A 24,597-nucleotide genomic window follows, 5' to 3' on the forward strand; every position below is an offset into this window, starting at 1 on the left:
TGCGTGCTGGCACTGGCCCCTCAGCCGAGATTTTGACTGATGCCAAAAACTAGCAACTGGGGTCGAAGATTGTATATACCTAAATTTAAGGTATCGAGTATGCTATTTTAGATATGTTTGAACAAATGTGATCGGCATCCACAGCGAGGGTTTCGAACTCGTGTCGCAGCAGAAAATCGCCGGAAATCATGTCGAAACCTGAGGAATCGATACCACAAATACGCCAAGAACCCGATTCCGGCGCCTTTAGGCGGTCAGCGAGCCTTTCGGCCACATCGGGGTGACGTTCTACTAAATCTCGCACTGCTGCCGTCGCTGCGGCGGCGATCTCCTCATTCGCGGCCGACTGGATTATCAGATCGTTGCCATCGAGCTGGTAGGCGCGGCCGAAGCCGCCATTGAGGCTGGCCTGCTCCGGCTTGAGACGGAAGAAGAGGAAATCAGGGAAGTCGATATAGAGCTTCGCCTTGGTGTGGCGATCGAGAAAACGTGTGCGGATACGTTCGTAAAACGGGTGCCCGCGCTCGACGGCTTCCGCCAGGCATTGGGTCGTCAGACGCCCGTGGGCGAGGGGATCGCCCCTGCCGGGCTCGCCGGTCAGGAGCGAGGCGCGCGGGTCGCTGCCGAGCGCCCTGGTATGGGCCGACAGCCTCGAAACCAGGATGACGGGCGTGCCGTCGATGTCGATCGCGACCAGCACGCGGCTGGCGAAGGGAAAGCCGGTCTCGGGGTCGAGAACGGCAATCGCCGCGTGCCGCGCGGAGCGCAGAAGCACGCGGGCGAGCTTGCGGGCCTCGTCGTCGGTTTCGCGTAAGGGCGAGGGCTGATCTTTCATATCCGCTTTGTGGCAAAGCGGACGGAAAACATCAAGCGTCCTGCTTGCGGCGATGGCGGGTGAGGCCGGCGACGATATCCTGGGCCGAGATGGTGCCGACGATCGCGCCGTTCTCGACGATGCCGATACTGCCCGGCTGGCGGGCAAGGGCATCGAGGACATCGACGAGTGGCGTCGCGGCACGGGCCGTGGCGCTGACGCTCATGCCGGCGGCAGTCTGGCCGAGGCCGGGCTGCATCACGTCGGCCGCCGTCAACATATTGATCGGATTGAGGTTCTGCACGAAATCCGCGACATACTGGTCGGCCGGGTTCTTGACGATGTCATGCGGCGTTCCGCACTGGATGATGCGGCCGCCCTCCATGATGGCGATGCGGTTGCCGATGCGGAAGGCCTCGTCGAGATCATGGCTGACGAAGAGGATGGTCTTCTTCAGCCGCCGCTGGAACTCCAGGAGTTCGTCCTGCAAGCGGGTGCGGATCAATGGGTCGAGTGCCGAGAAGGGCTCGTCCATCAGCAGGATCGGGGCGCCGGTGGCAAAGGCGCGGGCAAGGCCGACACGCTGCTGCATGCCGCCTGACAGTTCGTTGACCTTGCGGTCCGCCCATTTCGTCAGGTTCACGAGTTCGAGCTGCTCACCGACGCGGACCTTGCGTTCGGCCTCCGGCATGCCCGCGAGCTCGAGACCGAAGCCGACATTGTCGGCGACGGTGCGCCAGGGCAGGAGGGCGAACTGCTGGAACACCATGGAGACGGTGTGGGTGCGCAGGTCGCGCAGGGCTTTGGCATTGCATTTGTAGGGGTTGACGGAGCCGGTGGCGGCCGAGACTGCGACATCGCCGCGTACCACGGGCGCGAGCCCGTTGACGGCGCGCAGCAACGTCGATTTGCCGGAGCCGGAAAGGCCCATCAGCACCAGGATCTCGCCCTCCTCGATCGTCAGCGAGGCATTGGCGACACCTAGCACCAGGCCGGTCGTGGCGCCGATTTCGTCGCGCGTTTTGCCCTGGTCGACCATGGCAAGCGCGGTTTCCGGCCGGTCGCCGAAGATGATGCTGACATTGTTAAAGCTTACCGCGGTCATGCGCCGCCTCCTTCACCCGCCGTGCGGAACATCCGGTCGAGAATGATCGCCAGGATGACGATGCAGAAACCCGCCTCGAAACCCTTGGCGATATTGACGGTATTCAGCGCGCGGACGACCGGCACGCCAAGCCCGGGAGCGCCGACAAGGGCGGCGATGACGACCATCGACAGCGACAGCATGATGGTCTGGGTGAGGCCCGCCATGATCTGCGGCGTGGCGAACGGAAGCTCGATCTTGTGTAGCACCTGTATCGGCGTCGCGCCGAAAGCGACGGCGGCTTCGACGAGCGACGGCGGCGTCGAGATGATGCCGAGCCGCGTCAGCCGGATCGGTGCGGGGATTGCGAAGATGACGGTGGCGATCAGCCCGGGCACCATGCCGAGGCCGAACAGGATCAGCGCCGGGATCAGATAAACGAATGTCGGGATGGTCTGCATGAGATCGAGCACCGGGCGCATGGCGGCATAGACCCAAGGGCGGCGGGCGGCGGCAATCCCGAGCGGAATGCCGATCACCATACAGACGAAGGTGGCGGCGAGCACGAGGGCGAGCGTCTCCGTCGTCTCCTTCCAATAGTCCTGGTTGACGATGAGCAGCAGCCCGAGACAGGTGAAGACGGCGACCGCGATCGACCGGCGCAGCCAGAAGGCGATGGCGGTGATGGCAGCGATGACGATCAGCGGATGAGGCTTCTGCAGCACGAAGAGCAGGCCGTCTATGGCGCTCGATAGCAGGAAGGCGATCTGGTTGAAGAACCATTCGCCGTTCGAGGTCAGCCAATCCACGAAGGATTTGGCCCAGGGGCCAACGGGAATCTTAAATTCGGTGATCCAATTCAAGGGGCGCGCCTATCCAGAAAAACAACAATCGGACAAAAATGAAACGGGGCGGCGAGCCGCCCCGTTCATGTCATCAGAGACCGAGGCCGGTCTTGGCGGCCGCCAGCGCGTCGCCCTTGCCGTCGCGGGTTTTGACGCCCGCAAGCCAGGGTTCGATCGCCGAGGGGTTCGCCTTCAGCCATTCGGAAGCCGCAGCCTCCGGCTCCTTGCCGTCGTTGAGGATCTTGCCCATGATGTGGTTCTCCATGTCGAGGGAGAACGTCAGGTTCTTCAGCATCGCGCCGACATTCGGGCATTCGTCGAGGTAACCGGCCCGCACGTTGGTGTAGACCTTGGCGCCGCCGAAATCCGGACCGAAGATATCGTCACCGCCGGTGAGGTAGGTCAGCTTGAAGTTGGTGTTCATCGGATGGGGTTCCCAGCCGAGGAAGACAACGGGCTTGCCGGATTTGTCGGCACGCGCGACCTGAGCGAGCATGCCCTGCTCGGAGGATTCGACGACTTCCATATCCTTCAGGTCAAAAGTGTTCTTTTCGATCATGTCCATGACGAGGCGGTTGCCGTCATTGCCAGGCTCGATGCCATAGATCTTGCCGTCGAGATCGTCCTTGTGAGCGGCGATGTCCTTGAAGTCCTTGATGCCGAGCTCGGCGCCCTTGGCGTTGGTGGCGAGCGTGTACTTGGCGCCGACAAGGTTGGGGCCGAAGGATTCGACCGACTTATCGTCGAGGTAGGGACGGACATCCTTTTCCTGTGTCGGCATCCAGTTGCCGAGGAAGATGTCGATGTCCTTGTTCTTCAGCGAGGTGTAGGTGACCGGCACCGAAAGGACCTTAACATCGGTCTGATAGCCGATGCTCTTCAGAATGACGGATGCGGTGGCGGTGGTGGCAGTGATGTCAGTCCAGCCGACATCCGAGAAATGCACCGTAGAGCAGCTGTCTGGATCTGCGGCGAAGGCGGCGGTCGCAACGGAGAGGGCGGCGACGGCAGTTGCAGTGACGAGTTTGAATGTGCTTGTTGTTTTCATTTTAGACTCCCAGTCTTTAAGTTCCCAAGCCAACCATCAATAACCGAGTTTGACAAGCGACCTCAGTGCGTTTGCGTCGTATCGACCCATGCGATTGCGACGTCGGCGGATTTTTTCGCGACGCCCTGTTTTCGGGGCTTTCGGCGGTTTTTGAGCGTGGATTCCTGTGATTATCGCCGCCACGGGGCTTTTCTTTGCCATTCCGAGCTTTCAATAAGCCGATTAAGGAGAAATCGGATGGCAAAACTCTATTTCAACTACTCGACGATGAATGCCGGCAAGTCGACGATGCTGCTGCAGGCCTCCTATAATTATCAGGAGCGCGGCATGCGCACCGTGCAGTTGATCGCCGCTTTCGACGAGCGCGCGGGCCGGGGCGTGATCGGTTCGCGGATCGGCTTGGAGGCGAGCGCCATTCCCTTCGAGCCGCACGAGGATCTGTTTCGGCTGGTCGCGACGTTGAGCGGCGAAGGGGCGCCGATATCCTGCATCTTCGTCGACGAGGCGCATTTCATGACGCCTGTCCATGTCTGGCAGCTTGCCAGGGTCGTCGACAGGCTCGGTATCCCCGTCATGGTCTACGGGCTGAGAACCGATTTCCAGGGCAAGCTGTTTCCGGCCTCGCAGGAACTGCTGGCGATCGCCGACGAAATGCGCGAGGTGCGCACCATCTGCCATTGCGGGCGCAAGGCGACGATGGTGGTGCGACACGACGCAGAGGGAAAAGTGTTGCACGAAGGCGCGCAGATCGATGTCGGCGGAAACGAGAAATATGTCTCGCTCTGCCGCAGGCATTGGGACGACGCGATGAACGGTGCCTGGATCGCCGAGCCGGTCTGAAGCCGCGAAGCTGCCTGTTTTCTTTGGCGCCGCAAGCGACTAGCTTGAGCAGGAGATTCCCTGGAGAGATCAGGTGCGCAAACCCCCGCCATTCGACGGCCAGTACGAAGTCGCAGGCAGACTTGCCGAGAGCATTGCGGCGGAGGGAGCCTATTGCGTGGCTGCGATCGGCGCCTTTAGCGGTGACGAAACACGGTCGGCCGACGAGATCTTCATCGAGCAGAATGTCCGCTTCCAGGCCCATATCGCCGATGCTGCGGGGCTCGACGCCCAACTGGCCGAGCTGGTCTTTGCCCTCGACCGGCTGACGGCCGAGGTTTCGGCCGATCTCGACAGCTTCCGGGGGCTGACGCTGCGCGAGAAGATGGCCGGCTGGCTGTCGCGCCAGCGGATGTGGCGCATGTATACCTCACGTGTACGTGAGGCGCCCGTCATCGAACGGCTGCTCGATCTTTTGGCGAAATCGGACGCGCTCGCCAGGCTGATCGCCGGCCAGCGCGCCTTGCTCACCGAACGGCACAAGGCGGCCGAACTCAGCCTCGTCGACATTGTCGAGCAGCGGCGCCGGCTGGTCGTTTCCATCGATATCGCCCGCCTCAAGATGAAGGAGCTCAATGCCAAGGCGCTGACGACGCAGGGCCGTATCGGCGTCTATGGCAACAGGGCGCATTGGGAGCAGATGGAGGCGGAGCGGCGGGCGTTGAAGGCGGAGGCCGAGCGGATTTCCGCCGGCGAGCACGAGATGCGCGACGATAGCCAGCGGCGCGAGCGCTTCATCGGCCTGTTCCAGGCTTTTGTCGATTCGCTGAACGGCCGGATCGCCGCCTGCAACGTGCTGCTGCGCAAGCTGATGATCGATGTCGAGGAGCGGCTGATCATCTACCAGGCGCAGGTCGATACCGACCGGCCGGGCATGAAGATGCGGATCAAGCCGGAACTCTTTCCCGATATCGCCGCGCCGATCCGGCTGTTCGAAAAGGGCATGCTGGTCGCCCAGGATCTGGAGCGACGCAAGAGCCGCGCCGATCTCGAATTCGCCAGGCGGTTTCCGACCTATGCCGAGCCGCCGCCGGCGACATTGGGAGCGCCTTTGATCGACACGGCGCGCAGGTCCTTCCGTTTCAACCTGCCTTTCCTGCGTTCCTGATCGCCGGGCGCGTTGCGCGCCCTTTTTCGCCATAACTTCAATCCGAAAAATCGAGAGGCTCTTGTTGTGCTCGGGCCATCGAGCGCATATGTGGAAGCAGCGGGGCGGCAATGTCCCGATGTTCGCCTCGCCCTGACAGGAGACGACGATGCTTGACGGGATTGCCGGTTTTTTCAGGCTGATCGGCCAGACGATCGGCCGCTGGGCCCGCCTGTTTGCCGCTTGGGCCTTCTGGCCTTTTCTTGCCGCGCATGGCTGGTATCAGCGCCGGAGCTGGCTGATCCGATTGCCGGTCATCGCGTTCGTGGCGCTGTTCGTCGTGCTTTACGGCTATTTCTTCTGGCAGACGCAGATCTGGACGAATTTCAACACCGCCTTCGTCGACCAGTACCGGCTTTCCGAACGCAAGGTTGCCGCCGGGCAGGACGTGCCGGTCGCTGAAGGAGCCGATGCGACCGCGCCAAAGACCTGCCAGCGCTCGGCGATCGTCGACGTCGCGGCCGATCTGACCGATTTCAATGTCAACCAGAACGCATGGATTTCCTCCATGCTGCTCTACAAGATGGGCTTCTTCGGCATCGACTGGGATCACACGCCCTTCCTCGACAACAAGGCGTCGTTCCAGCGCGGCGTCAACCAGGCGGTCCGGCGGACCTCGGTGGAGCTTGTCGACACGCTCGGGCGCGTGCGCGGCACATCGGGTATCAACAACGACCTGCAGCGCGCGCGGGGCAATCTGCAGTTCGACGAATATAGCTGGTATTTCGGGTTCAATCCCTTCGGGCCGAAGACGCCGACGCCTTCCTATTACCGCTCGGCGATCGGCAGCCTGCGCAAGTTCAACACTGATCTCGCCCTCTGCAACGCCATTTTCGATGGCCGTGCCGACAATCTGGTGCAGTTCATCGACCGCATCGCCAACGATCTCGGCGGCACCTCGGATATGCTTGCCGAGCGCTCGGAAAACCACAATCGCGGCTGGTTCGATACCCGCGCCGACGACCGGTTCTGGTTCGCCTACGGCCAGCTCTACGGCTATTACGCGATCATGGCGGCTGCCCAGGCCGATTTCTCGCAAGTTGTGTCGGAGCGCAATCTCGGAGCGATCTGGGGCGGGACCATGCGACAGTTCCAGGCGGCGCTGCGCATCCAGCCGGCGATCATCTCGAACGGGCGCGAGGATGGCTGGATCATGCCGAGCCATCTCGCCACCATGGGCTTTTATATTCTGAGGGTGCGCTCGAACCTCGTCGAAATCCGCTCGGTGCTCGACCGCTAATCCCGCGCGTCCAACAGACGAGCTAATCAGGCGTTATCGCTGTCGAGTCAGCGAGACGCCGTGTTGTCCTCGAAGCCGACGACACGCAGTTTCTCGACGAATTCGTAGGTGATGCCGACGATGCCGCTGCCACTTTCATCGTCACGGAAGCGGCCGACGCTGCGCACCACCTTGTAGCCGCCAAGCCGGTTGTCGACACGATAGACAAAATGGAAACCGGCGCGGTGAAGGCTCGCCTCTTCGAAGGTTTGAGCGATGAGGCTGCGGTCCTCCTCATGAATGCGCGACATCAGCTCTGTCAGATTGACGGGGCCGTCGCTGTAGGGGAGATCGAAGATCGTGTGCACATCCTCGCTTGCAAAGAAATGTCCAGTCTCGATGTCGATGCGCCAGAAGCCGAAAAGGCGATAGGCAGCAAGCATCTGGACAATTTCCGCATCGGTGATGCCGATGTGGGCGCGGGATTGCGCTGTCTTGTCAATGACGGGCTGTTCGAAACGAAGAGACACGATTCCCCCAGATCACGGGACGACGTGCCGACTCTCTTCTGATGCCTCAGTTGATCAGCTTCAATCGAATTGCCTTAGCTACCAACTGGGTGCGGTTGACGCAATCGAGTTTTTTGATCGCGTTCGTCATATAGGCGTTCACCGTATGGTCCGAGAGCGCCAGGATCTGGCCGATTTCGATCGAGGTTTTGCCTTGGGCAGTCCAGCGTACAACTTCTAGTTCGCGAGTCGACAGCGCGTTATGCGCGCATTCCTCGTTGCGTTTGACTGCATTGTATGCATCGAGTGCATGCAGAATGATCATTGCCAACTCATTGATCTCGCTCTGGCCGAGTGCGGCGCGGTCGCCGCAGAACCAGAAGACCAACCGTTGGCCATCGGCTGCGATGGTCGGCATGGCGACGCCTGCCGGTATGGCATGGCGCAGCATCAGGGCACGCAGTTCGGCAGGAAAGGCCTGACCATTGACGGTGTCGTTGAGGTGCCAGACCGGCGGCACAGCGGACTCTCTCAGCCGCACGCCAAATGGACAACCGCGCATCATGTGGGCGCGATCAAACTCCCTGACATAGGCGGCCGGAAGCGAACTCTCGATCAGCAGCGGTTTCAAAAGAAGGTCTTCGGGAGAAGGGGCGTGCATCAGCGTCGCATGCGACAATCCGAAGGCTGTGGAGATTCTGCCGAGCGCCTGTGCAAAGAGGCCACGTGTTCGTGCAGTCGCAAGCTCTGCCGAAAGCAATGACTGTCTTTCAGAGGTAGTCATGTAAGACATTTGTACGCCTCCGGCAGCCCCAATGTTACCGCTATCAAACACAGAAAGGCGGCGGGATGCTAGTCCCAACCGACTTGGCGCAAGCCGATTCATTCAAATTGTGAAAAATTAGTCACAGTAGATCGCGTCTTGGTTGAGTTTCGACTTGCAAAAATAGCGTTGCGGTATCTTTGGCTCCCGCGTGGCCGCAGAGCGATGGATCTCACGCAGCCGGACAGGAAGAGAATCACTTCGGGAAAGAGGTTGGGCGGTAACACCAGCGAAATCTGGCTTGCTGCGGTTCGATGCAATTGCTAATCGTATTCTCATGTATAACTGAGGCGATTTAATCGTGCGCTTTGCAATTTTTGTTTTTCGCAAGCATCTGTTTTTCCTTATATTACTTGCCCTGTTATTTTTGAGCTTGCCGATCGGTGCCGCGATCTCACAGGCTGCCGAGAAGAAGAAGCAGGCGGGGCAGGCGCCAATGCGTTTCATCATCGTACGAAGCCTCCTCTGCATGGAAGACTGTCCTGAATGGATATCGGCAGAGGGGCGCATAACCACCGATACTCCCGGCCAGCTCCGAAAAATTCTGAAGAAAATCGGGGATCGGAAATTGCCGGTGGTCTTTCAGTCGGAAGGTGGTGAGGTCGATGCTGCCTATGCGATGGGCCGGATGATCCGCAAGGCCGGTCTGGAAACAGCCGTAGGAGGCACGCGACTGAAGGATTGCCCAGCGGACGATACGCGCTGCGCCGCCGCTATCGAAAAGGATGGCAGCCCGGTCGGCGTCACCTATTCGGATGGCGCATACTGCTTTTCCGCATGTCCTCTGGCTTTCGCCGGCGGTACCTCGCGCGTCTCGTCGCAATGGGCTTTCATCGGTGTCCACCAGATCACGACCGTCTACAAGAGAGAGCGTGTCTCCTATCGCATCGAATACAAGATCGTGAATGGCAAGAAGACGGAAATTTCCCGCAAGGAGGTTGGACGCAAATCCGCGGGGCAGAGTAGTTCCACTAAACTTGGAAAGAAGGCGGCCGCTGCCCTGACGGGCTATTTGAAGGAGATGGGCGTCAGTGCCGATCTGATCGGTTTGATGATGAGTACCCCTCCTGATCGCATCACTATCGTGCCGCCAGCAGATGCACTTCGCATGGGGCTGAACACCGACATGCTGGCTTACAATGAGTGGCCGGGCATGCCGCTCTGCGTGGCGGGTGCAGCCACTGATGCCGCCTGCCACGGCCATTCGGCGGTCGAAGCGGCTGGGGCGCCCGCAACTGCAGACACAAGCGAGAAACAGCCGACAACCCTGCCGATGGACTTTCTCCTGATGTATCATGGCAATTGCCAGGAGGAGTGCACGCAGTGGATTTCTGCGGAAGGAGACATCACGCCGGATACCCCGGCTCGGCTGGCGGCAATCTTGAAGACGCTCGGCGAAAGAAAGCTGCCGCTCGTTCTTCAGTCCAATGGCGGGGACATGGATGCGGCTTTCGCGATGGGGCGTGTGATCCGTGCGGCAGGTCTGGAGACCTCGATTGGCAGAACGCGGTTGCCGAACTGCCCGACGCTCGATCCGCGTTGCAAGGCGAGCATGGCCAAAAGCGGTCCGACGGAGGGGGAGGTCTCTGCCGGCGGTGCATACTGCCTTTCGACCTGTACTCTCGTCTTGATGAGCGGAACGCCGCGGATTGTCGGATATTCCGATATCGGCCTTGTCAGACCCACGACGGCTGAAGATAGGAAATTCTTCGCCTATTTCGACGAGATGGGCGTTAATGCCGAGTCTTTCGAGACGATGATGCTCGCGACCTCGATTGAGCGAAAGAATATTCCTCGTTCTCAGGCGCTCGAGCTTGGCATCGTCAACGGGATCATCCCTTACGGTGATGAGCCCGGTGATCGCCTATGTGGACCCGATGCCAAGGAAAGTCTTCGATGCCCCAGAAAAGCTGAGGCAGAGATCGCTCCTGTTGCTGCGGCCTCGAATTGATGCGGAAAAGAACGCCGGTGTGCCCACTCACTGACGTGGGACAATCAGTTCGTCGTCCCTTTACCCCTTGTCCTTCAAATCATTTTTCGACGTCACGCTCATCAGCTTCTCCAGGAAGCCGAGCATGACGGCGGAGGCGACGAAGGCGAGGTGCATGAAGGTCAGCCACATGATCTTGCCGTCGGCATATTTGTCGGCATTAAGGAAGACCTGCAGCAGATGGATGGAGGAAATGGCGACGATCGAGGAGGCGACCTTGATCTTCAGGCTGCCTGAATCGAGCTTGCCGAGGAAGGAAACCTCGTTGTCAGCCTCACTGGCCTCATCGAAGCGGCTGACGAAATTCTCGTAGCCCGAGATCATCACCATGACGATCAGGCTGGCGACGAGGGCTGCGTCGATCAGACTGAGCATGGCAAGGATCATCTCCGCTTCGTCGAGCTCGAAGACGCCGGAGGCGATCTTCAGGAGCTTGTAGGCGAAGGAAACGGCATAGACGGCGAGCGCCGCTACCAGGCCGATATAGAAGGCGACGAGGAGCCAGCGGCTCGACAGGATGATGCGCTCAATGATGAGTTCCAGTGACTTCATGTTTTCACCCTGTGAAACCGCAATCGTTGACCGCCACATAAACGCCCAGCGTGGTTGCCGCAAGGCGTGGCGCTATTCACACTTCGCCGATATTTCGCTATCTCGATAAGGGGAAAACAACGACTCTGCGTCCGCGGGGGTCGGACGGGGGACATCCATGCCAGCCATCAAATCCGATATCGAAATCGCGCGCGCAGCTGCCAAGAAGCCGATCTTCGAGATCGGGGCGAAACTCGGCATTCCGGTTGAGCAACTCGCTCCCTATGGTCACGACAAGGCGAAGGTCAGCGCTGAGTTCATCGCGGCGCAGGCAGGCAAGAAGGACGGCAGGCTGATTCTCGTCACTGCGATCAATCCGACACCGGCGGGCGAGGGCAAGACGACGACCACCGTCGGGCTCGGCGACGGGCTGAACCGGATCGGCAAGAAAGCCATCATCTGCATCCGCGAGGCTTCTCTCGGCCCCTGTTTCGGCGTCAAGGGCGGGGCGGCCGGCGGCGGTTATGCGCAGGTCGTGCCGATGGAAGACATCAACCTGCATTTCACCGGCGATTTCCATGCGATCACCTCGGCGCACAATCTGTTGGCGGCGATGATCGACAACCATATCTACTGGGGCAACGAAGAGAATATCGACATTCGCCGCATCACCTGGCGGCGGGTCATGGACATGAACGACCGGGCGCTCAGAAGCATGGTCTCCTCGCTCGGCGGTGTCGCCAACGGTTTCCCGCGCCAGGGCGGGTTCGACATCACCGTCGCCTCCGAGGTGATGGCGATCCTCTGCCTCGCCACCGATCTCAAGGATCTGGAGCGGCGGCTCGGCGACATCATCATCGGCTATCGCTTCGACCGCACGCCGGTGCATGCGCGCGACCTGAAAGCCGACGGCGCCATGGCGGTGCTCTTGAAGGATGCGATGCAGCCGAACCTCGTGCAGACGCTGGAGAACAATCCGGCCTTCGTGCATGGCGGACCCTTCGCCAACATCGCCCATGGCTGCAATTCGGTGACGGCGACGAAGACGGCGCTGAAGCTCGGCGACTATGTGGTGACGGAAGCAGGCTTCGGGGCCGATCTCGGAGCGGAGAAATTCTTCGACATCAAATGCCGCAAGGCCGGGCTGAAACCGGATGCGGCGGTCATCGTCGCGACCGTCCGGGCGCTGAAGATGAATGGCGGGGTGAAGAAGGAGAATCTCGGCACCGAGGACGTGGCGGCGTTGAAGAAGGGCTGCGCCAATCTTGGACGGCACGTCGCCAATGTGCGCCGGTTCGGCGTGCCCGTCGTCGTGGCGATCAATCATTTCGTCTCGGATACCGACGCCGAGATTGCGGCGGTCAAGGAATTCGTCTCAAGACTCGGCGCCGAGGCGATCCTCTGCCGCCACTGGGCGCTGGGTTCGGCCGGCATCGAGGAACTGGCGCACAAGGTGGTGGAACTGGCTGAATCCGGCCAAGCGAAATTCCAGCCGCTCTATGGCGACGACATTTCGCTGTTCGAGAAGATCGAGATCGTCGCCTCGAAGATCTACCATGCCGGCGAGGTGACGGCCGACAAGGCGGTGCGCGACCAGCTACAGACATGGGAGGAGCAGGGCTACGGCAATCTGCCGATCTGCATGGCGAAGACGCAATATTCCTTCTCCACCGATCCGAACCTGCGCGGCGCGCCGGAAGGCCATGTCGTCACCGTGCGGGAGGTGCGGCTTTCGGCGGGCGCCGGCTTCGTCGTCGCCATCACCGGCGAGATCATGACGATGCCCGGCCTGCCGAAATCGCCGTCGGCGGAGCGGATTTTCCTGAACGATCAGGGTTATATCGAGGGCTTGTTCTGATCTTCAGAACGCTTGCTCATCTGTTCGACGGCCTGATTCAAGCGTGAACCGCAACTCGTTGAAATGATTAGTGACAATAGCGATAGCCGCCCTTCCTCTCGATGACGTCGAGATGGAAATGCGTCTCGTGGGCCGCGTCGCTTTCGGGGTCGAGGACGGTGGTGAAATAGAGGCAGCCGGCGGCGCTGACGGTGCGCTGGAAGGCGCCGGTGAGCGTCGGATCCTCGCGGCGGGAGCGGACGGCGACATCCTCGCCCTTTTCGAAATGGAAACTGGCAATATCGATGGCGTTGCCGCGGGCATGTTCGGAGATCTTGCCTGTTCCGGCGCCATTACGCAGGCGGCACATATAGGCCGTTGCCTGGTTGACGGTGGTGATGCGGCCCTGCTCCGGCAAGGCGGCGGAGGCGGTCGGGATGACGCTGTCCTTCATCCAGCGGGCAAGGGCGAGTGCTGCCGGGCAGCGGAGCGTCGCTTCCGGCTTCAGGCTGATGCCGGGCAGGGCTTCGGAGACGATGATCGGTTTGTCGATGCCGCAGCCGTTGCCGTCATCGATACGCGGCGTTTCCTTGAAGACGACGCCCAAAGCCCGGAGTGCGGCCGTGCATTCGGCGTGCTCGGTGTCGCTTTCGGGTTCGATCGTCAGATGCTGTTCTTCGAGCGTCTGCTCGGCTGGCGGCTTGTTTTCTTCAGTCGGGGTCTGCGGGCTTTCAAGCTTGCCCGGGGGCAGCGGCGGGCCTTGCATGGGTTCGGCCGGCGCAGGCTGGGCCGGTTCGGCCCCCGGCGTCGACGGCTGGCTCGGTGCCTCCGGAGCCTTTACATCAGGTTTCGGCTGAGGGGCCGGCACCTCTTCAGGCGCGGGCGGTTCCGCCTCCGCAGGCGGGACAGAGGTGGGGCTGCTCGTCTCGCCGGCATCGGGCCGAGGTTGGGGCAGTGGACCTTGTGGGGGCAAGCGGGCGCCGGCAAGAAAGGCGGTAGCGGCGATCAGGATCGCCAGTATCGAAAGTTTTCTCAACGCATCCGATTCCCTGCTGCCGATAGTTAGGGATAATGCGCGAGGGCGGTTTTCGTTGCAAATGCGCAACGTTTAGGAAGATCGTTAAAACTTGATAATATTATTCAACATAAATCGCCGGATTATGTTGACAATAGAACTCATGTTTTTTATGCGGCAAAAAGAAGGCAGAAATTCTGCGTCGCCTTCATCCGCAAAAGCCCAGCCAGCCCCTCGAGCGTTTGACGCGCCACGACCAGCCAGCCCGGTAATCATCATTAGAGGGTAGGTTATGATCGTCCGGCATTGGCGTTCGGTTTTGTTGGTCTGCACGGCAGCCACAGTTGTTTTTCCTGTTTCGCAGTCTTTCGCGCAAAGCGCTCCGGCAACGACGCCGCAAGCCACCGCAGAAGACAGCACCGTCCTGCAGAAGATCGTCGTCAAGGGCAAACGCGTGGCGCCGGGCAGCGTCGCCGACACGCCGCTTGCGACCGAGATCACCGCCAAGACGCTCGAAGAGAAGCAGGTCACCAATTTCGACGATATTGGCCGCAGCGTCGATGCAGGTGTGAACTACTCGCGTGGCGACGCGGGCTTCAACCTGCGCGGCCTCTCCGGCGCTCGCATCCTGACCACCATTGACGGCATTCCGATCCCATATATTTCGAACAGTTCGCGCCAGGGTGCTTTCGCGCCGGCCAACGCCAATGGCGGCGGCGATACCTTCGATTTCGATTCGCTGTCGTCGCTCGATATCGTGCGTGGCGCAGATTCGAGCAAGGGCGGCTCGGGCATGCTCGGTGGCGCCATCGTTCTCAATACGCTCGAGCCGGAGGATCTCATTCCCGAAGGCCGGGATTGGGGTGCGATCGTCAAGTCGACATACGACAGCGAAAATCGCAGCATTTCCAGCTCGGCCGCCGCTGCCAAGAAGATCGGCAACGCGTCGATCCTGTTTCAGGGCGGCTACCGCAAGGGCCATGAACGCGACAATATGGGCGACAACGACAGCTATGGCCGCTCTCGCACCGAGGCGGATCCCGCCGATTTCGACCAGCACAACCTGCTCTTCAAGCTGCGACAGGAGCTGGAAGGCGGTCATCGCATCGGCCTGACGGCCGAACGCTTCCGCCGCGATCTCAAGACCGACCTGCGCGAGCTCCAGGGCGGCACGACGCCGCGCAACTTCCGGATCGACAATTATGACGGCCGCGAACTGCGCGACCGCGACCGCGTTTCTCTCGATTACGATTATGAGGCGCAGTCTTCCGACGCATTCTTCAGCAGTGCGCGCGCAACGCTTTATTGGCTGGATTTGAAGAAGGAAGCCGGCAGCCGGGGCCGTACGACCACCAATGTGGCTTATGGCCGTAACAACCAGATAGAAAACGAAACCTGGGGCTTCAGCGGCACGGCGACGAAGGATTTCGAATATTCCGGTCTCAGCCACTCCGTTCGCGTGGGCCTCGACGTCGGCATTTCCAGCTGGAGCCAGTATAGCTGGGCACTTTGCCCGACGCCCACAACGTGCCCGGCGCTGAACAACCAGGCGGAAGTGCCCAATGTCGACAGCCAGAACCTGGGGCTGACCTTCGAAGACAAGATCGAAATCGGCAATACCGGCTTCGCGTTGACACCCGGCTTCCGCTTCGACTGGTTCAACTACAATCCGTCGACCGGCGGAAGTTTCGCAAGCAATACCGGGCTTACTCGTTTCGGGGACCTGAACGACCGGACGGAAGCCGGCCTGTCGCCGAAGATCCTTGCCACATATGACCTGACGCCCGACGTGCAGCTTTACGCACAGCTGGCCGTTGGCTTCCGCGCACCCACCGTGGACGAGCTCTACAGCCGCTTCTATAATCCGACGGGCCGCTACGCCCAGCTCGGCAATCCCGATCTGGAGCCGGAAATCGGCCGCGGCGTCGAAATCGGCGCCAATTTCGACACGGGCGATTTTACCGGTCGGGTTGCGGCTTTTCACACCCGCTACCAGAACTTTATAGAGACGGTGACAAGCCGGGACGCGACCGGCTTTACGGAGTTCAACTACACGAACGTTTCTGCGGCCACAATTTCGGGTATTGAAGCCAGTGCCGTCAAGACATTCAACAATGGCATCAACCTGCATGCGTCGCTTGCCTATGCCTATGGCCGCAACGAGGATACGGGCAAATACTTGCGATCGGTTGCTCCCTTCAAGGCGATCATCGGCGGCGGTTGGAGCAACGACAACTACGGTTTCGATCTTTCCTCGACGCTCTCGGCAGCCATGCCTGACGACGATGTTGCGACCACATTCGATGCGCCAGGTTATGGTGTCGTCGATCTGACGGCATGGTGGACGCCGGAACAGTTGAAGGGTCTGCGTATCCAGGGGGGTGTCTACAACATCTTCGATCAGGAGCATTACAACGCGCTCGCCGTGCGCGACGTCAACCTGACCTCGGTGACTGCGTCGCAGCCGCAAGAATGGTATTCGGAGCCGGGCCGTACGTTCAAGGTGTCGATCACCAAGACTTTCTGATCGCGATCACGCTTTCAAGGCTGGGGGAGGGCGGCTTTCGGGCCGCCCTTTTTCAATCCCGCAATCGCCTCTTGCGCAATGGCTGATCTCAGGCTAACAATTTTTCATGATCAAGTCCTTGAACATTGCTGTTTGGTGGTGGGTTCGCTAAGGCGGCCTCGACCAATCGTGTCCAAAGACGACGAGTGAGCCGCCCGAAACTTCGAGGCGGCTTTTTTGTTTTATGGCCGCCTGTCGTCCGGGCCCCGATAACGGAGTGGAACAATGGTAACGATCCTGCGGGATGATGGTGCGGAAATCTACGAGACCAAGGGCGGGATATCCGTCACGCGGCAGCGGCGGGCGATTCCCTACGGCGATGCGGTCTCTTCCTATGTCGACAAGCTCGACGAGCGCCGCGGTGCGGTGTTCTCGTCGAACTACGAATATCCGGGCCGTTACACGCGTTGGGATACTGCCGTCGTCGATCCGCCGCTCGGCATCTCCTCCTTCGGGCGCGACGTCTGGATCGAAGCCTTTAACGAACGTGGCGAAGTGATCCTCGGCTTCGTAACCGAGCGGCTGAAGACGGTGGCCGACCTTGTGCTCGGCGCTTCCTCTGCCCGTCGCCTCGACCTGACCGTCAAGACACCGGACCGGGTGTTCACCGAGGAAGAGCGCTCGAAGATGCCGACGGTCTTCACCGTGCTGCGCGCCGTGACCGATTTGTTCTATTCGCAGGCGGATGCGAGCCTCGGGCTTTACGGCGCCTTCGGCTACGACATCGCCTTCCAGTTCGACGCGATCGATCTGAAGCTGACGCGGCCCGCCGACCAGCGCGACATGGTGCTCTACCTGCCGGACGAGATCCTCGTCGTCGACAATTATGCCGCCAAGGCCTGGATCGACCGTTACGATTTCGAAAAAGGCGGGGTTTCGACCGAGCGCAAGGCCCAGGATATCGCGCCCGACCCCTTCCAGCATACGGATTCCATTCCGCCGAAGAGCGATCACCGGCCGGGCGAATATGCCGATCTTGTCACCAAGGCGAAGGAAAGTTTCCGCAAGGGCGACCTCTTCGAAGTCGTGCCGGGGCAGAAGTTCATGGAACGCTGCGACAGCAAGCCTTCCGATATTTCCAGGCGGCTGAAGGCGATCAATCCGTCGCCCTATTCCTTCTTCATCAATCTCGGCCATCAGGAATATCTGGTCGGCGCCTCGCCCGAAATGTTCGTGCGCGTTTCCGGCCGCCGCATCGAGACCTGCCCGATCTCGGGCACCATCAAGCGCGGCGACGATCCGATTGCCGACAGCGAGCAGATCCTCAAGCTTTTGAATTCGAAGAAGGACGAATCCGAACTCACCATGTGCTCGGATGTCGACCGTAACGACAAGAGCCGGGTGTGCGAGCCGGGCTCGGTCAAGGTGATCGGCCGCCGGCAGATCGAGATGTATTCGCGCCTCATCCACACGGTCGACCATATCGAGGGACGGCTGCGCGACGACATGGATGCCTTCGACGGTTTTCTCAGCCATGCCTGGGCCGTCACAGTCACCGGCGCCCCGAAGCTCTGGGCGATGCGCTTCATCGAAAGCCATGAAAAGAGCCCACGGGCATGGTATGGTGGGGCGATCGGCATGGTCGGCTTCAACGGCGATATGAACACCGGCCTGACGCTCCGCACCGTGCGCATCAAGGACGGCATCGCCGAGGTGCGCGCTGGTGCTACGCTGCTGAATGATTCCATTCCAGAGGAAGAAGAAGCCGAAACCGAACTGAAGGCCTCCGCCATGCTTTCCGCCATCCGCGATGCCAAGACCGGTAATTCCGGCAAGATCCAGCGCGACGTCGCAAGCGTCGGCAAGGGTGTCAGCATCCTGTTGATCGATCATGAGGACAGCTTCGTTCACACGCTCGCCAACTATTTCCGCCAGACGGGGGCGACGGTTTCGACCGTGCGCACGCCGGTGCCGGAGGAAATCTTCGACCGTTTGAATCCCGACCTCGTCGTGCTGTCGCCTGGCCCCGGAACCCCCAAGGATTTCGACTGCAAGGCGACGATCAAGAAGGCGCGGGCGCGCAATCTGCCAATCTTCGGCGTCTGCCTCGGCCTGCAGGCGCTTGCCGAAGCCTATGGTGGGGAACTGCGCCATCTGGCCCTGCCGATGCACGGCAAGCCATCGCGCATCCGCGTGCTGGAGCCGGGCATCGTCTTCTCCGGCCTGTCGAAGGAGGTGACGGTCGGCCGCTACCACTCGATCTTCGCCGATCCTTCGACGCTGCCGCGCGAGTTCATCATCACGGCGGAAAGCGAAGACGGCACGATCATGGGCATCGAACATGAAAAGGAGCCGATCGCCGCGGTGCAGTTCCACCCCGAATCGATCATGACGCTCGGCGGCGATGCCGGCATGCGGATGATCGAGAATGTGGTGGCGCATCTGGCGCGCAAGGTGAAGACCAAAGCTGCCTGAGCGCAATTCCACCTCTCCCTTCCTGCTTTGCGGGAAGGGAAAGGCGGGTCAGCGGCGTTCACATCAGAGTTCGGTTGACTTCTTCCCGTAAATCAGAACATTTCAGGAACGATCAATCGGAGCCCGTCGCCGTGGCCAATGCTGAAAAGTTCATCATTCTCCCTTATCGTAAGAACCGCGGCAATCTCGTGCCCGGTGAAATGCGCCAGGCATCGACCTCCGTCAGCGCGGAAAAGATCGCTTCGGCGATGGCGCAGCGTTTCGTCGGCGTGGCGGCCTATGCCGTAATCGTCGATGAAGAAACCGGCGACATGTCGTCGCCGCGGTTGCTCGCGCGATATGGCGAGATTGCCGATCTCAACGCCGCCTGAGGCGCGGTTTTCAGCATGGAGACATCACTCTACCTGCCGGTCAAAGCTTTCCTGGAGGCGGCCGGTTATGTCGTCAAGGGCGAGGTCGGCGGATGCGATCTCGTGGGGTTGAGCGATGGCGAGCCGCCGGTCGTGGTGGTCTGCGAACTCAAACTCTCCTTCAACCTCGAACTGCTTCTGCAGGCGGTCGACCGGGCGGCGATGAGCGATGAGGTCTGGATCGCGGCCCGCGTTTCCGCCAAGGGGCGCGGGCGAGAGGCCGACAGACGCTACCGCGACCTCTGCCGGCGCCTCGGCATCGGCATGCTCGGCGTTTCCGATGGCGGCGAGGTCAGCGTCATCGTCAGCTCCGTCTCGCCGATGCCGCGCACCAATCCGAAGCGGCGCTCGCGCCTCGTCAAGGAGCATCAGCGCCGCCGCGGTGATCCGGCCGTCGGCGGCGGCTCGCGGGCGCCGATCATGACCGCCTATCGCCAGCAGGCGCTGTTGTGCGCCGCCGCACTCGAGCGGGGATTGGCGCGGCCGCGGGATATGAAGGCGCTTACGCCCAAGGCCGGCCCGATCCTGCGCGACAACGTCTACGGATGGTTCGAGCGCATGGAAAAAGGCGTTTATGCCCTGACGCCTGCAGGGCAGGCCGCTCTTCTACGCTGGCCGCAGCCTGTATTTTCCGACCCGCCACCTTGAAAGCTGCGCTGTAGGGAGCATCGGCGGGATCGCTCAGTATGCCGCTTTCCGACCGGACACGGCAACGCCTGTGAACGACTTGTCATTCCCCTTTGACAAATCCGCCGTCATCGCCCATATCACCCTTAACTGAACCGCCTGCGCGACATTCGCGTGGGCGGTTTTGCGTTTCAACGGCTTGAATTCTGCAATTCATTCGCAACCGCAGGGGAACGATATGAGTGACAATGGCGATCTTACGGTTCGGAAGCTGGCGATGTGGGGGATTCCGCTGTCGCTCGGTGTCATGGGCCTGAAGATGGTGGCTTGGTGGGTGACCGGATCGGTGGCGCTGCTGTCCGACGGGCTCGAATCCTCGGTCAACGTCGTTGCCGCCTTCGTCGCCTTCTTCGTCATCCGCTATGCGCAGAAGCCTGCCGATCACGACCATCCCTTCGGCCATCACAAGGCGGAATATCTGTCTGCCGTCACCGAAGGCGTGCTGATCGTCGTCGCTGCCCTGCTGATCGTCACCGAGGCGATCGGTTATCTCGCCGAGCCGCGCATGCTGGATGCACCCGTCCTCGGCCTTGCGATCAATTTCGCGGCCGGCGTCATCAACGCGATCTGGGCGCGGTTGCTGATCCGCACTGGGCGCAGGCATCGCTCGGCGGCACTGATGGCGGACGGTCAGCATATCATGTCCGATGTGGTGACCTCCATCGGCGTGCTCGTCGGCCTGCTGCTGGCGCTGGCGACAGGTTATGCGATCTTCGACCCGGTGCTTGCCATCCTCGTTGCCGTCAACATCTTGTATCAGGGCTGGAAGGTGATCTCGCAATCGATCGGCGGGCTGATGGACCAGGCGGTCGAGCCACAGGAAGAGGAGGCGATCAAGCAGGCGATCGCCACCCATGCGGCGGGCTCCATCGGCGTGCATGACCTGAAGACGAGGCGGGCGGGCACCGTCACCTTCATCGATTTTCACATGGTGGTGCCCGGCGGGATGTCCGTGCGACAGGCGCATGATATATGCGATCGCCTTGAGGATGCCATCAGGGCAGTGCACGAGGGCGCCACTATCGCAATTCACGTGGAGCCCGAGGGCGAAAAGGCTCACGGCATCCGCGTCAAAGTCGTCAAGGAGGCATGATGCCGAGTACCGATGTTTCCAGCCTGTCGATGCTGGGTCAGCAAACCGAAACCGCGCAATCGCCGGAGGAGGCGGTGCTTGAAAAAGTGCCGTCCAACCATGCCGGTACCGACTACGTTGTGCGCTTCACCGCGCCGGAATTCACCTCGCTCTGCCCGATGACCGGGCAGCCGGATTTCGCCCATATCGTCATCGACTACATTCCGGGCGAATGGCTGGTGGAATCGAAATCGCTGAAGCTCTTCCTGCATTCCTTCCGCAATCACGGCGCTTTCCACGAGGATTGTTCGATCTACATCGCCAAGCGCATCGTCGAGCTGCTCGATCCCCGGTGGCTGAGGATAGGCGCCTATTGGTATCCGCGCGGAGGCATTCCGATCGACGTCTTCTGGCAGACGGGCAGGCCGCCGGAAGGCGTGTGGCTGCCGGAGCAGGGTGTTGCCACCTATCGCGGGCGTGGGTGAGCCGCGGTCGGGCAAAGCCCGAGCAATCGATCCAGTGAATCGATTGCAGCGGCGAACGCCCTGAGCCCAAGCGAAGGGCCGGGCAACAGCGCGGCATGTAAAACCAACTGGCGCCGTTCCTTGGCCCTTAAACCTCAAGCATCAGTGACGTCGTTGCCGGACGAATCGTCAACATAATCGTCGTCGCCATCGTCGTAGTCGGCCTGCTGCACGTTGGCGTCCTTGTCGTCACTTGCGTTGTCCGAGGCCTGGCGGGTGTCGTCGTTGCCGTAATAATTGTTGATGACGGTTTCTTCGGTCGGCGCACTGGCATTGCCGAAGGGGTTGGCGCCGAAGGGCGAGCCCCAGCCGAGCGAGGACATGTGGTTGCCGAAGATGCCGCTCAGCGAATTGGCAAGCAGCATGCCTCCGGCAACGCCCGCTGCCGTGCCGAGCGCGCCGCGCAGGAAGCTGCCGCCGGCCGATGGCGCATAGGCCTGCTGGCTCCAGGGGCCGGACGGCTGTTGCGGCGGCTGGCGGGCATCACGGTCGTAGCCACGGGGCTCGTCATAACCGCGGGAGGCCTGGCCCCATGGGCCGGGGTTGGAGGGGACAGGCGCGGGCTGCTGGGTCTGCGTATTGCCGAAGATCGAGCTCAGGAAGCCGCCGCCCTGTTCGGCCTGGTGGTGTTCACTGGCGCCGGCTTCCAGCTGGCGGATATGCTCTTCGAGTTCCTTGATATGATTGGCGGCCGCCTCCAGCCCCTTTTCCTGAACGATGACGGCCTGGGCCAGATAATAGGTGGCCGATGGCTGTTCGCGCGTTGCCTGGTCGATCAGCGCTTCAGCCTCGCGGTCGCGCGGTGTGGCCGCGGCGGTGCGCACGCGGTCGAAGAGGGCGGTCAGCAGTTGGCGTTCTTCCGGTGACATGTCCTGTCTCCTAATGATCTAGAGCGCCGCGCGTCCGATAGGACGCGCTAAGGACGCTCTATCAATTTAAAACTGCGCATAATCCTTTCCGACAATCGATTCCGATTTCGGGGTTATGCGCTGGCGGCGTTTGCCGCGTGAGGCTGAGGTAGGAACCGATTTTGGCTTTTCAAAGCCTTTCACCGTTACAATTCAGTAAGGCTTGCAGAACGGCGCGCGGCTTCTTAAGGATATCTGCATCGCTTCGGTGCCTTGTGTTTTTCCCGCATTGTTTTAGGCATTGAGTCGCACTATGTGCGAGGAACCCGAATTCATCTCCAAGAGGTTCGAATGAACGACGAAGACCAGGACGACAAGACGAAGGAACTGCCGCTCGGCAAGGAAACGGAGGCGAATCTTTTCAAGTCGCGTTCGATCTTCATCTACGGACCGATCAATCAGGAATTGGCGCAGAAGGTCTGCTCGCAGCTGGTGGCGCTTGCCGCAGCCAGTGACGAGGACATCCGCATCTATGTCAATTCGCCCGGTGGCCACGTCGAATCCGGCGATTCCATCCATGACATGATCAAGTTCATCAAGCCGAAGGTCTGGATGATCGGCACGGGCTGGGTCGCCTCGGCCGGCGCGCTGATCTATGTCGCGGTTCCGAAAGAGCGGCGCCTGTGCCTGCCGAACACGCGCTTCCTGCTGCACCAGCCCTCCGGCGGCACGCGCGGCATGGCATCCGACATCGAGATCCAGGCGCGCGAGATCATCAAGATGAATGAGCGCCTGAACAGGATCATGGCGGCGGCCACCGGCCAGCCGCTCGACAAGATCGCCAAGGATACGGATCGCGACTACTGGCTTTCTGCCGAAGAGGCGAAGGACTATGGCCTCGTTTCGCGGGTTGTGACGTCGCAGTCCGACATCTGAGCTTTCTCAGCCAAAAGCTGCCAAGAAGCCGCCCTTGCCTGCCGATCGCAGGCGAGGGCGTTTTATCTTCGGCTGGTTTGAATGAAGACGGTTATCCGCAAGGGTTGAACGGAAAGCGCTGATTCCGGACTTGCGCCTGCGGCAGCCATCATGCTCCATGCGTCACTCCTGCAGCCCACGAGTCCGCCATGCTCAAAGATTTTTCCGTCCAGGCCCTGTTCATGGGGCTGCTGACTGCCTTCGTCGGTTCCGCCAGCTCTTTTGCCGTTGTGCTGCACGGGCTGCAGGCGGTCGGCGCCACGGATGCTCAGGCGGCTTCGGGCTTGATGGCGTTGTCGATTTCCATGGGCATCTGCGCGATCGTGCTGAGCGCCGTGACCCGATTGCCGATCAGCATTGCCTGGTCGACGCCGGGCGCCGCACTGCTGGCAAGCACCGGGGCTATCGAGGGCGGCTTCAATGCGGCGGTCGGGGCATTCCTTATCTGTGCTGTATTGATCATCGTCGCGGGGCTTTTCAAGCCGCTCGGTCGGGCGGTGGCCGCCATTCCGGCGCCGCTCGCCAATGCGATGCTCGCCGGCGTGCTGATCGGCCTCTGCTTCGCGCCGGTGAAGGCAATCGGCTTCAATCCGCTGTTCGGCCTGCCGATCGTTGTCGCCTGGATCGTCGTCGGCGCCTTCAAGCGGCTCTGGGCGGTGCCGGCGGCACTCGCAGCCTTCGCGCTGGTGCTCGCCTTCGGCGTCGATATCCCCGAGGGTGCGCTCAGATCGCTGGAACAATCGCTGGTGCCGACGGCGGAGATCGTCCGGCCGGTGTTCAATCTTGCCGGCCTCGTCTCGATCGCGCTGCCGCTTTTCATCGTCACCATGGCCTCACAGAATATCCCGGGTATCGCGGTCCTGAAGGTCAATCACTACGATCCCAAGCCCGGTCCGCTCTTTGCCGTCACCGGCTTCTTCTCGCTGCTGTCGGCGCCATTCGGTGGCCACGCCGTCAATCTGGCGGCAATCACCGCGGCGATGTGTGCCGGGCAGGATGCCCATACCGATCCGAAGCGGCGCTATTGGGCGTCGCTGATCGCCGGCGTCGGTTATGTCATCCTCGGGCTGCTCGCCGGCGCGGTAACGGCCTTCGTCGCGCTCGCGCCTTCGATCCTGATCGAGGCGGTGGCGGGGCTGGCCCTGGTCGGCGCCTTCTCGTCCTCGGCAATGTCGGCGTTCCAGGTGCCGGATTCGCGCGAGGCGGCGGCGATCACCTTCCTCGTCACCGCCTCCGGCGTTTCCTTCGGCGGCATATCAGGCGCCTTCTGGGGCCTGATCGCGGGCGGGCTGATGCTCGCCCTGTCCCGGCTAGTGAAGATTTGGAAAGACCGGGCCTCGTCGAGATAGCGGAAGGTCG

Annotated in this window: 22 protein-coding genes; 13 read left to right on the forward strand and 9 right to left on the reverse strand. The window is 61.1% G+C overall.

Features of this window, described 5'->3' with window-relative positions:
- Window positions 1-85: 85 nt before the first annotated feature.
- From EEQ99_RS06895 to EEQ99_RS06910, 4 genes are all read right to left on the reverse strand, one after another.
- The gene (locus EEQ99_RS06895) at window positions 86-835 is read right to left on the reverse strand and encodes a HugZ family pyridoxamine 5'-phosphate oxidase (protein ID WP_029867901.1); all 750 of its coding nucleotides are present in this window, start codon (window positions 833-835) and stop codon (window positions 86-88) included.
- 31 nt (window positions 836-866) lie between these two features.
- Window positions 867-1,919: a choline ABC transporter ATP-binding protein gene (gene choV / locus EEQ99_RS06900; protein WP_029867902.1), complete on the reverse strand. Its 1,053-nt coding sequence runs from the start codon at window positions 1,917-1,919 to the stop codon at window positions 867-869.
- Entirely contained in the window at window positions 1,916-2,761 is an 846-nt protein-coding gene (gene choW, locus EEQ99_RS06905; protein ID WP_097542069.1) for a choline ABC transporter permease subunit, read from the reverse strand. The genes choV and choW overlap by 4 nt, the downstream gene beginning before the upstream one ends.
- 73 nt (window positions 2,762-2,834) lie before the next feature.
- The gene (locus EEQ99_RS06910) at window positions 2,835-3,791 is read right to left on the reverse strand and encodes a choline ABC transporter substrate-binding protein (RefSeq protein WP_029867903.1); all 957 of its coding nucleotides are present in this window, start codon (window positions 3,789-3,791) and stop codon (window positions 2,835-2,837) included.
- 237 nt (window positions 3,792-4,028) lie between these two features.
- Between EEQ99_RS06910 and EEQ99_RS06915 the strand changes: the two genes are divergently transcribed.
- The 3 genes from EEQ99_RS06915 (at window position 4,029) to EEQ99_RS06925 (ending at window position 7,057) form a co-directional block, all read left to right on the forward strand.
- Window positions 4,029-4,631, forward strand: coding sequence for a thymidine kinase (locus EEQ99_RS06915; protein ID WP_029867904.1), 603 nt, complete (start codon window positions 4,029-4,031; stop codon window positions 4,629-4,631).
- A 73-nt stretch (window positions 4,632-4,704) separates the two neighbouring features.
- Entirely contained in the window at window positions 4,705-5,778 is a 1,074-nt protein-coding gene (locus EEQ99_RS06920) for a hypothetical protein (protein WP_047614310.1), read from the forward strand.
- Between the two features lie 148 nt (window positions 5,779-5,926).
- A complete protein-coding gene (locus EEQ99_RS06925; RefSeq protein WP_127430177.1) occupies window positions 5,927-7,057 on the forward strand; it encodes a DUF2333 family protein in 1,131 nt (376 codons plus the stop codon).
- Window positions 7,058-7,104: 47 nt separating this feature from the next.
- On the opposite strand, the gene EEQ99_RS06930 is transcribed toward EEQ99_RS06925, so the two are convergent.
- Window positions 7,105-7,566, reverse strand: a complete 462-nt coding sequence (locus EEQ99_RS06930; protein WP_029867908.1) for a PAS domain-containing protein — start codon at window positions 7,564-7,566, stop codon at window positions 7,105-7,107.
- Window positions 7,567-7,612: 46 nt separating this feature from the next.
- Window positions 7,613-8,338, reverse strand: coding sequence for a helix-turn-helix transcriptional regulator (locus tag EEQ99_RS06935; RefSeq protein WP_029867909.1), 726 nt, complete (start codon window positions 8,336-8,338; stop codon window positions 7,613-7,615).
- A 331-nt stretch (window positions 8,339-8,669) separates the two neighbouring features.
- Between EEQ99_RS06935 and EEQ99_RS06940 the strand changes: the two genes are divergently transcribed.
- Window positions 8,670-10,319: a COG3904 family protein gene (locus EEQ99_RS06940; protein WP_127430178.1), complete on the forward strand. Its 1,650-nt coding sequence runs from the start codon at window positions 8,670-8,672 to the stop codon at window positions 10,317-10,319.
- 60 nt (window positions 10,320-10,379) lie between these two features.
- Here the strand turns inward: EEQ99_RS06940 and EEQ99_RS06945 are convergent, their stop codons facing one another.
- Window positions 10,380-10,910 (reverse strand): TIGR00645 family protein, encoded by a 531-nt coding sequence (locus EEQ99_RS06945; protein ID WP_080759844.1) that lies wholly within the window; start codon window positions 10,908-10,910, stop codon window positions 10,380-10,382.
- 157 nt (window positions 10,911-11,067) lie between these two features.
- On the opposite strand from EEQ99_RS06945, the gene EEQ99_RS06950 reads away from it, so the two are divergent.
- Window positions 11,068-12,747, forward strand: a complete 1,680-nt coding sequence (locus EEQ99_RS06950) for a formate--tetrahydrofolate ligase (RefSeq protein WP_029867912.1) — start codon at window positions 11,068-11,070, stop codon at window positions 12,745-12,747.
- Window positions 12,748-12,814: 67 nt separating this feature from the next.
- Here the strand turns inward: EEQ99_RS06950 and EEQ99_RS06955 are convergent, their stop codons facing one another.
- Entirely contained in the window at window positions 12,815-13,762 is a 948-nt protein-coding gene (locus tag EEQ99_RS06955) for an extensin family protein (RefSeq protein ID WP_029867913.1), read from the reverse strand.
- A 271-nt stretch (window positions 13,763-14,033) separates the two neighbouring features.
- On the opposite strand from EEQ99_RS06955, the gene EEQ99_RS06960 reads away from it, so the two are divergent.
- The 6 genes from EEQ99_RS06960 to queF all read left to right on the forward strand — a co-directional run bounded on the left by EEQ99_RS06960 (window position 14,034) and on the right by queF (window position 21,376).
- Window positions 14,034-16,268: a TonB-dependent hemoglobin/transferrin/lactoferrin family receptor gene (locus tag EEQ99_RS06960; RefSeq protein ID WP_127430179.1), complete on the forward strand. Its 2,235-nt coding sequence runs from the start codon at window positions 14,034-14,036 to the stop codon at window positions 16,266-16,268.
- Between the two features lie 264 nt (window positions 16,269-16,532).
- Window positions 16,533-18,722, forward strand: a complete 2,190-nt coding sequence (locus EEQ99_RS06965) for an anthranilate synthase (protein ID WP_127430180.1) — start codon at window positions 16,533-16,535, stop codon at window positions 18,720-18,722.
- Window positions 18,723-18,853: 131 nt separating this feature from the next.
- Window positions 18,854-19,093, forward strand: coding sequence for a hypothetical protein (locus EEQ99_RS06970; protein ID WP_029867916.1), 240 nt, complete (start codon window positions 18,854-18,856; stop codon window positions 19,091-19,093).
- Between the two features lie 15 nt (window positions 19,094-19,108).
- On the forward strand, window positions 19,109-19,780 hold the full coding sequence (locus EEQ99_RS06975) for a DUF2161 domain-containing phosphodiesterase (protein ID WP_047611309.1): 672 nt from the start codon (window positions 19,109-19,111) through the stop codon (window positions 19,778-19,780).
- A 217-nt stretch (window positions 19,781-19,997) separates the two neighbouring features.
- Entirely contained in the window at window positions 19,998-20,912 is a 915-nt protein-coding gene (emfA, locus tag EEQ99_RS06980; RefSeq protein WP_047611305.1) for a CDF family cation efflux transporter EmfA, read from the forward strand.
- The gene (gene queF, locus EEQ99_RS06985) at window positions 20,912-21,376 is read left to right on the forward strand and encodes a preQ(1) synthase (protein ID WP_029867919.1); all 465 of its coding nucleotides are present in this window, start codon (window positions 20,912-20,914) and stop codon (window positions 21,374-21,376) included. The genes emfA and queF overlap by 1 nt, the downstream gene beginning before the upstream one ends.
- A 134-nt stretch (window positions 21,377-21,510) precedes the next feature.
- On the opposite strand, the gene EEQ99_RS06990 is transcribed toward queF, so the two are convergent.
- Entirely contained in the window at window positions 21,511-22,284 is a 774-nt protein-coding gene (locus tag EEQ99_RS06990) for a DUF2076 domain-containing protein (RefSeq protein ID WP_029867920.1), read from the reverse strand.
- Between the two features lie 330 nt (window positions 22,285-22,614).
- Here EEQ99_RS06990 and EEQ99_RS06995 point away from each other — a divergent pair, with 330 nt between their 5' ends.
- Both EEQ99_RS06995 and EEQ99_RS07000 read left to right on the forward strand, forming a co-directional pair.
- A complete protein-coding gene (locus tag EEQ99_RS06995; RefSeq protein ID WP_029867921.1) occupies window positions 22,615-23,199 on the forward strand; it encodes an ATP-dependent Clp protease proteolytic subunit in 585 nt (194 codons plus the stop codon).
- A gap of 188 nt (window positions 23,200-23,387) precedes the next feature.
- Entirely contained in the window at window positions 23,388-24,587 is a 1,200-nt protein-coding gene (locus EEQ99_RS07000) for a benzoate/H(+) symporter BenE family transporter (RefSeq protein ID WP_029867922.1), read from the forward strand.
- Window positions 24,588-24,597 lie beyond the last annotated feature (10 nt).

Origin of the sequence: Rhizobium anhuiense, from assembly GCF_003985145.1 — a bacterium.
Taxonomy (GTDB): Bacteria; Pseudomonadota; Alphaproteobacteria; order Rhizobiales; family Rhizobiaceae; genus Rhizobium; species Rhizobium anhuiense.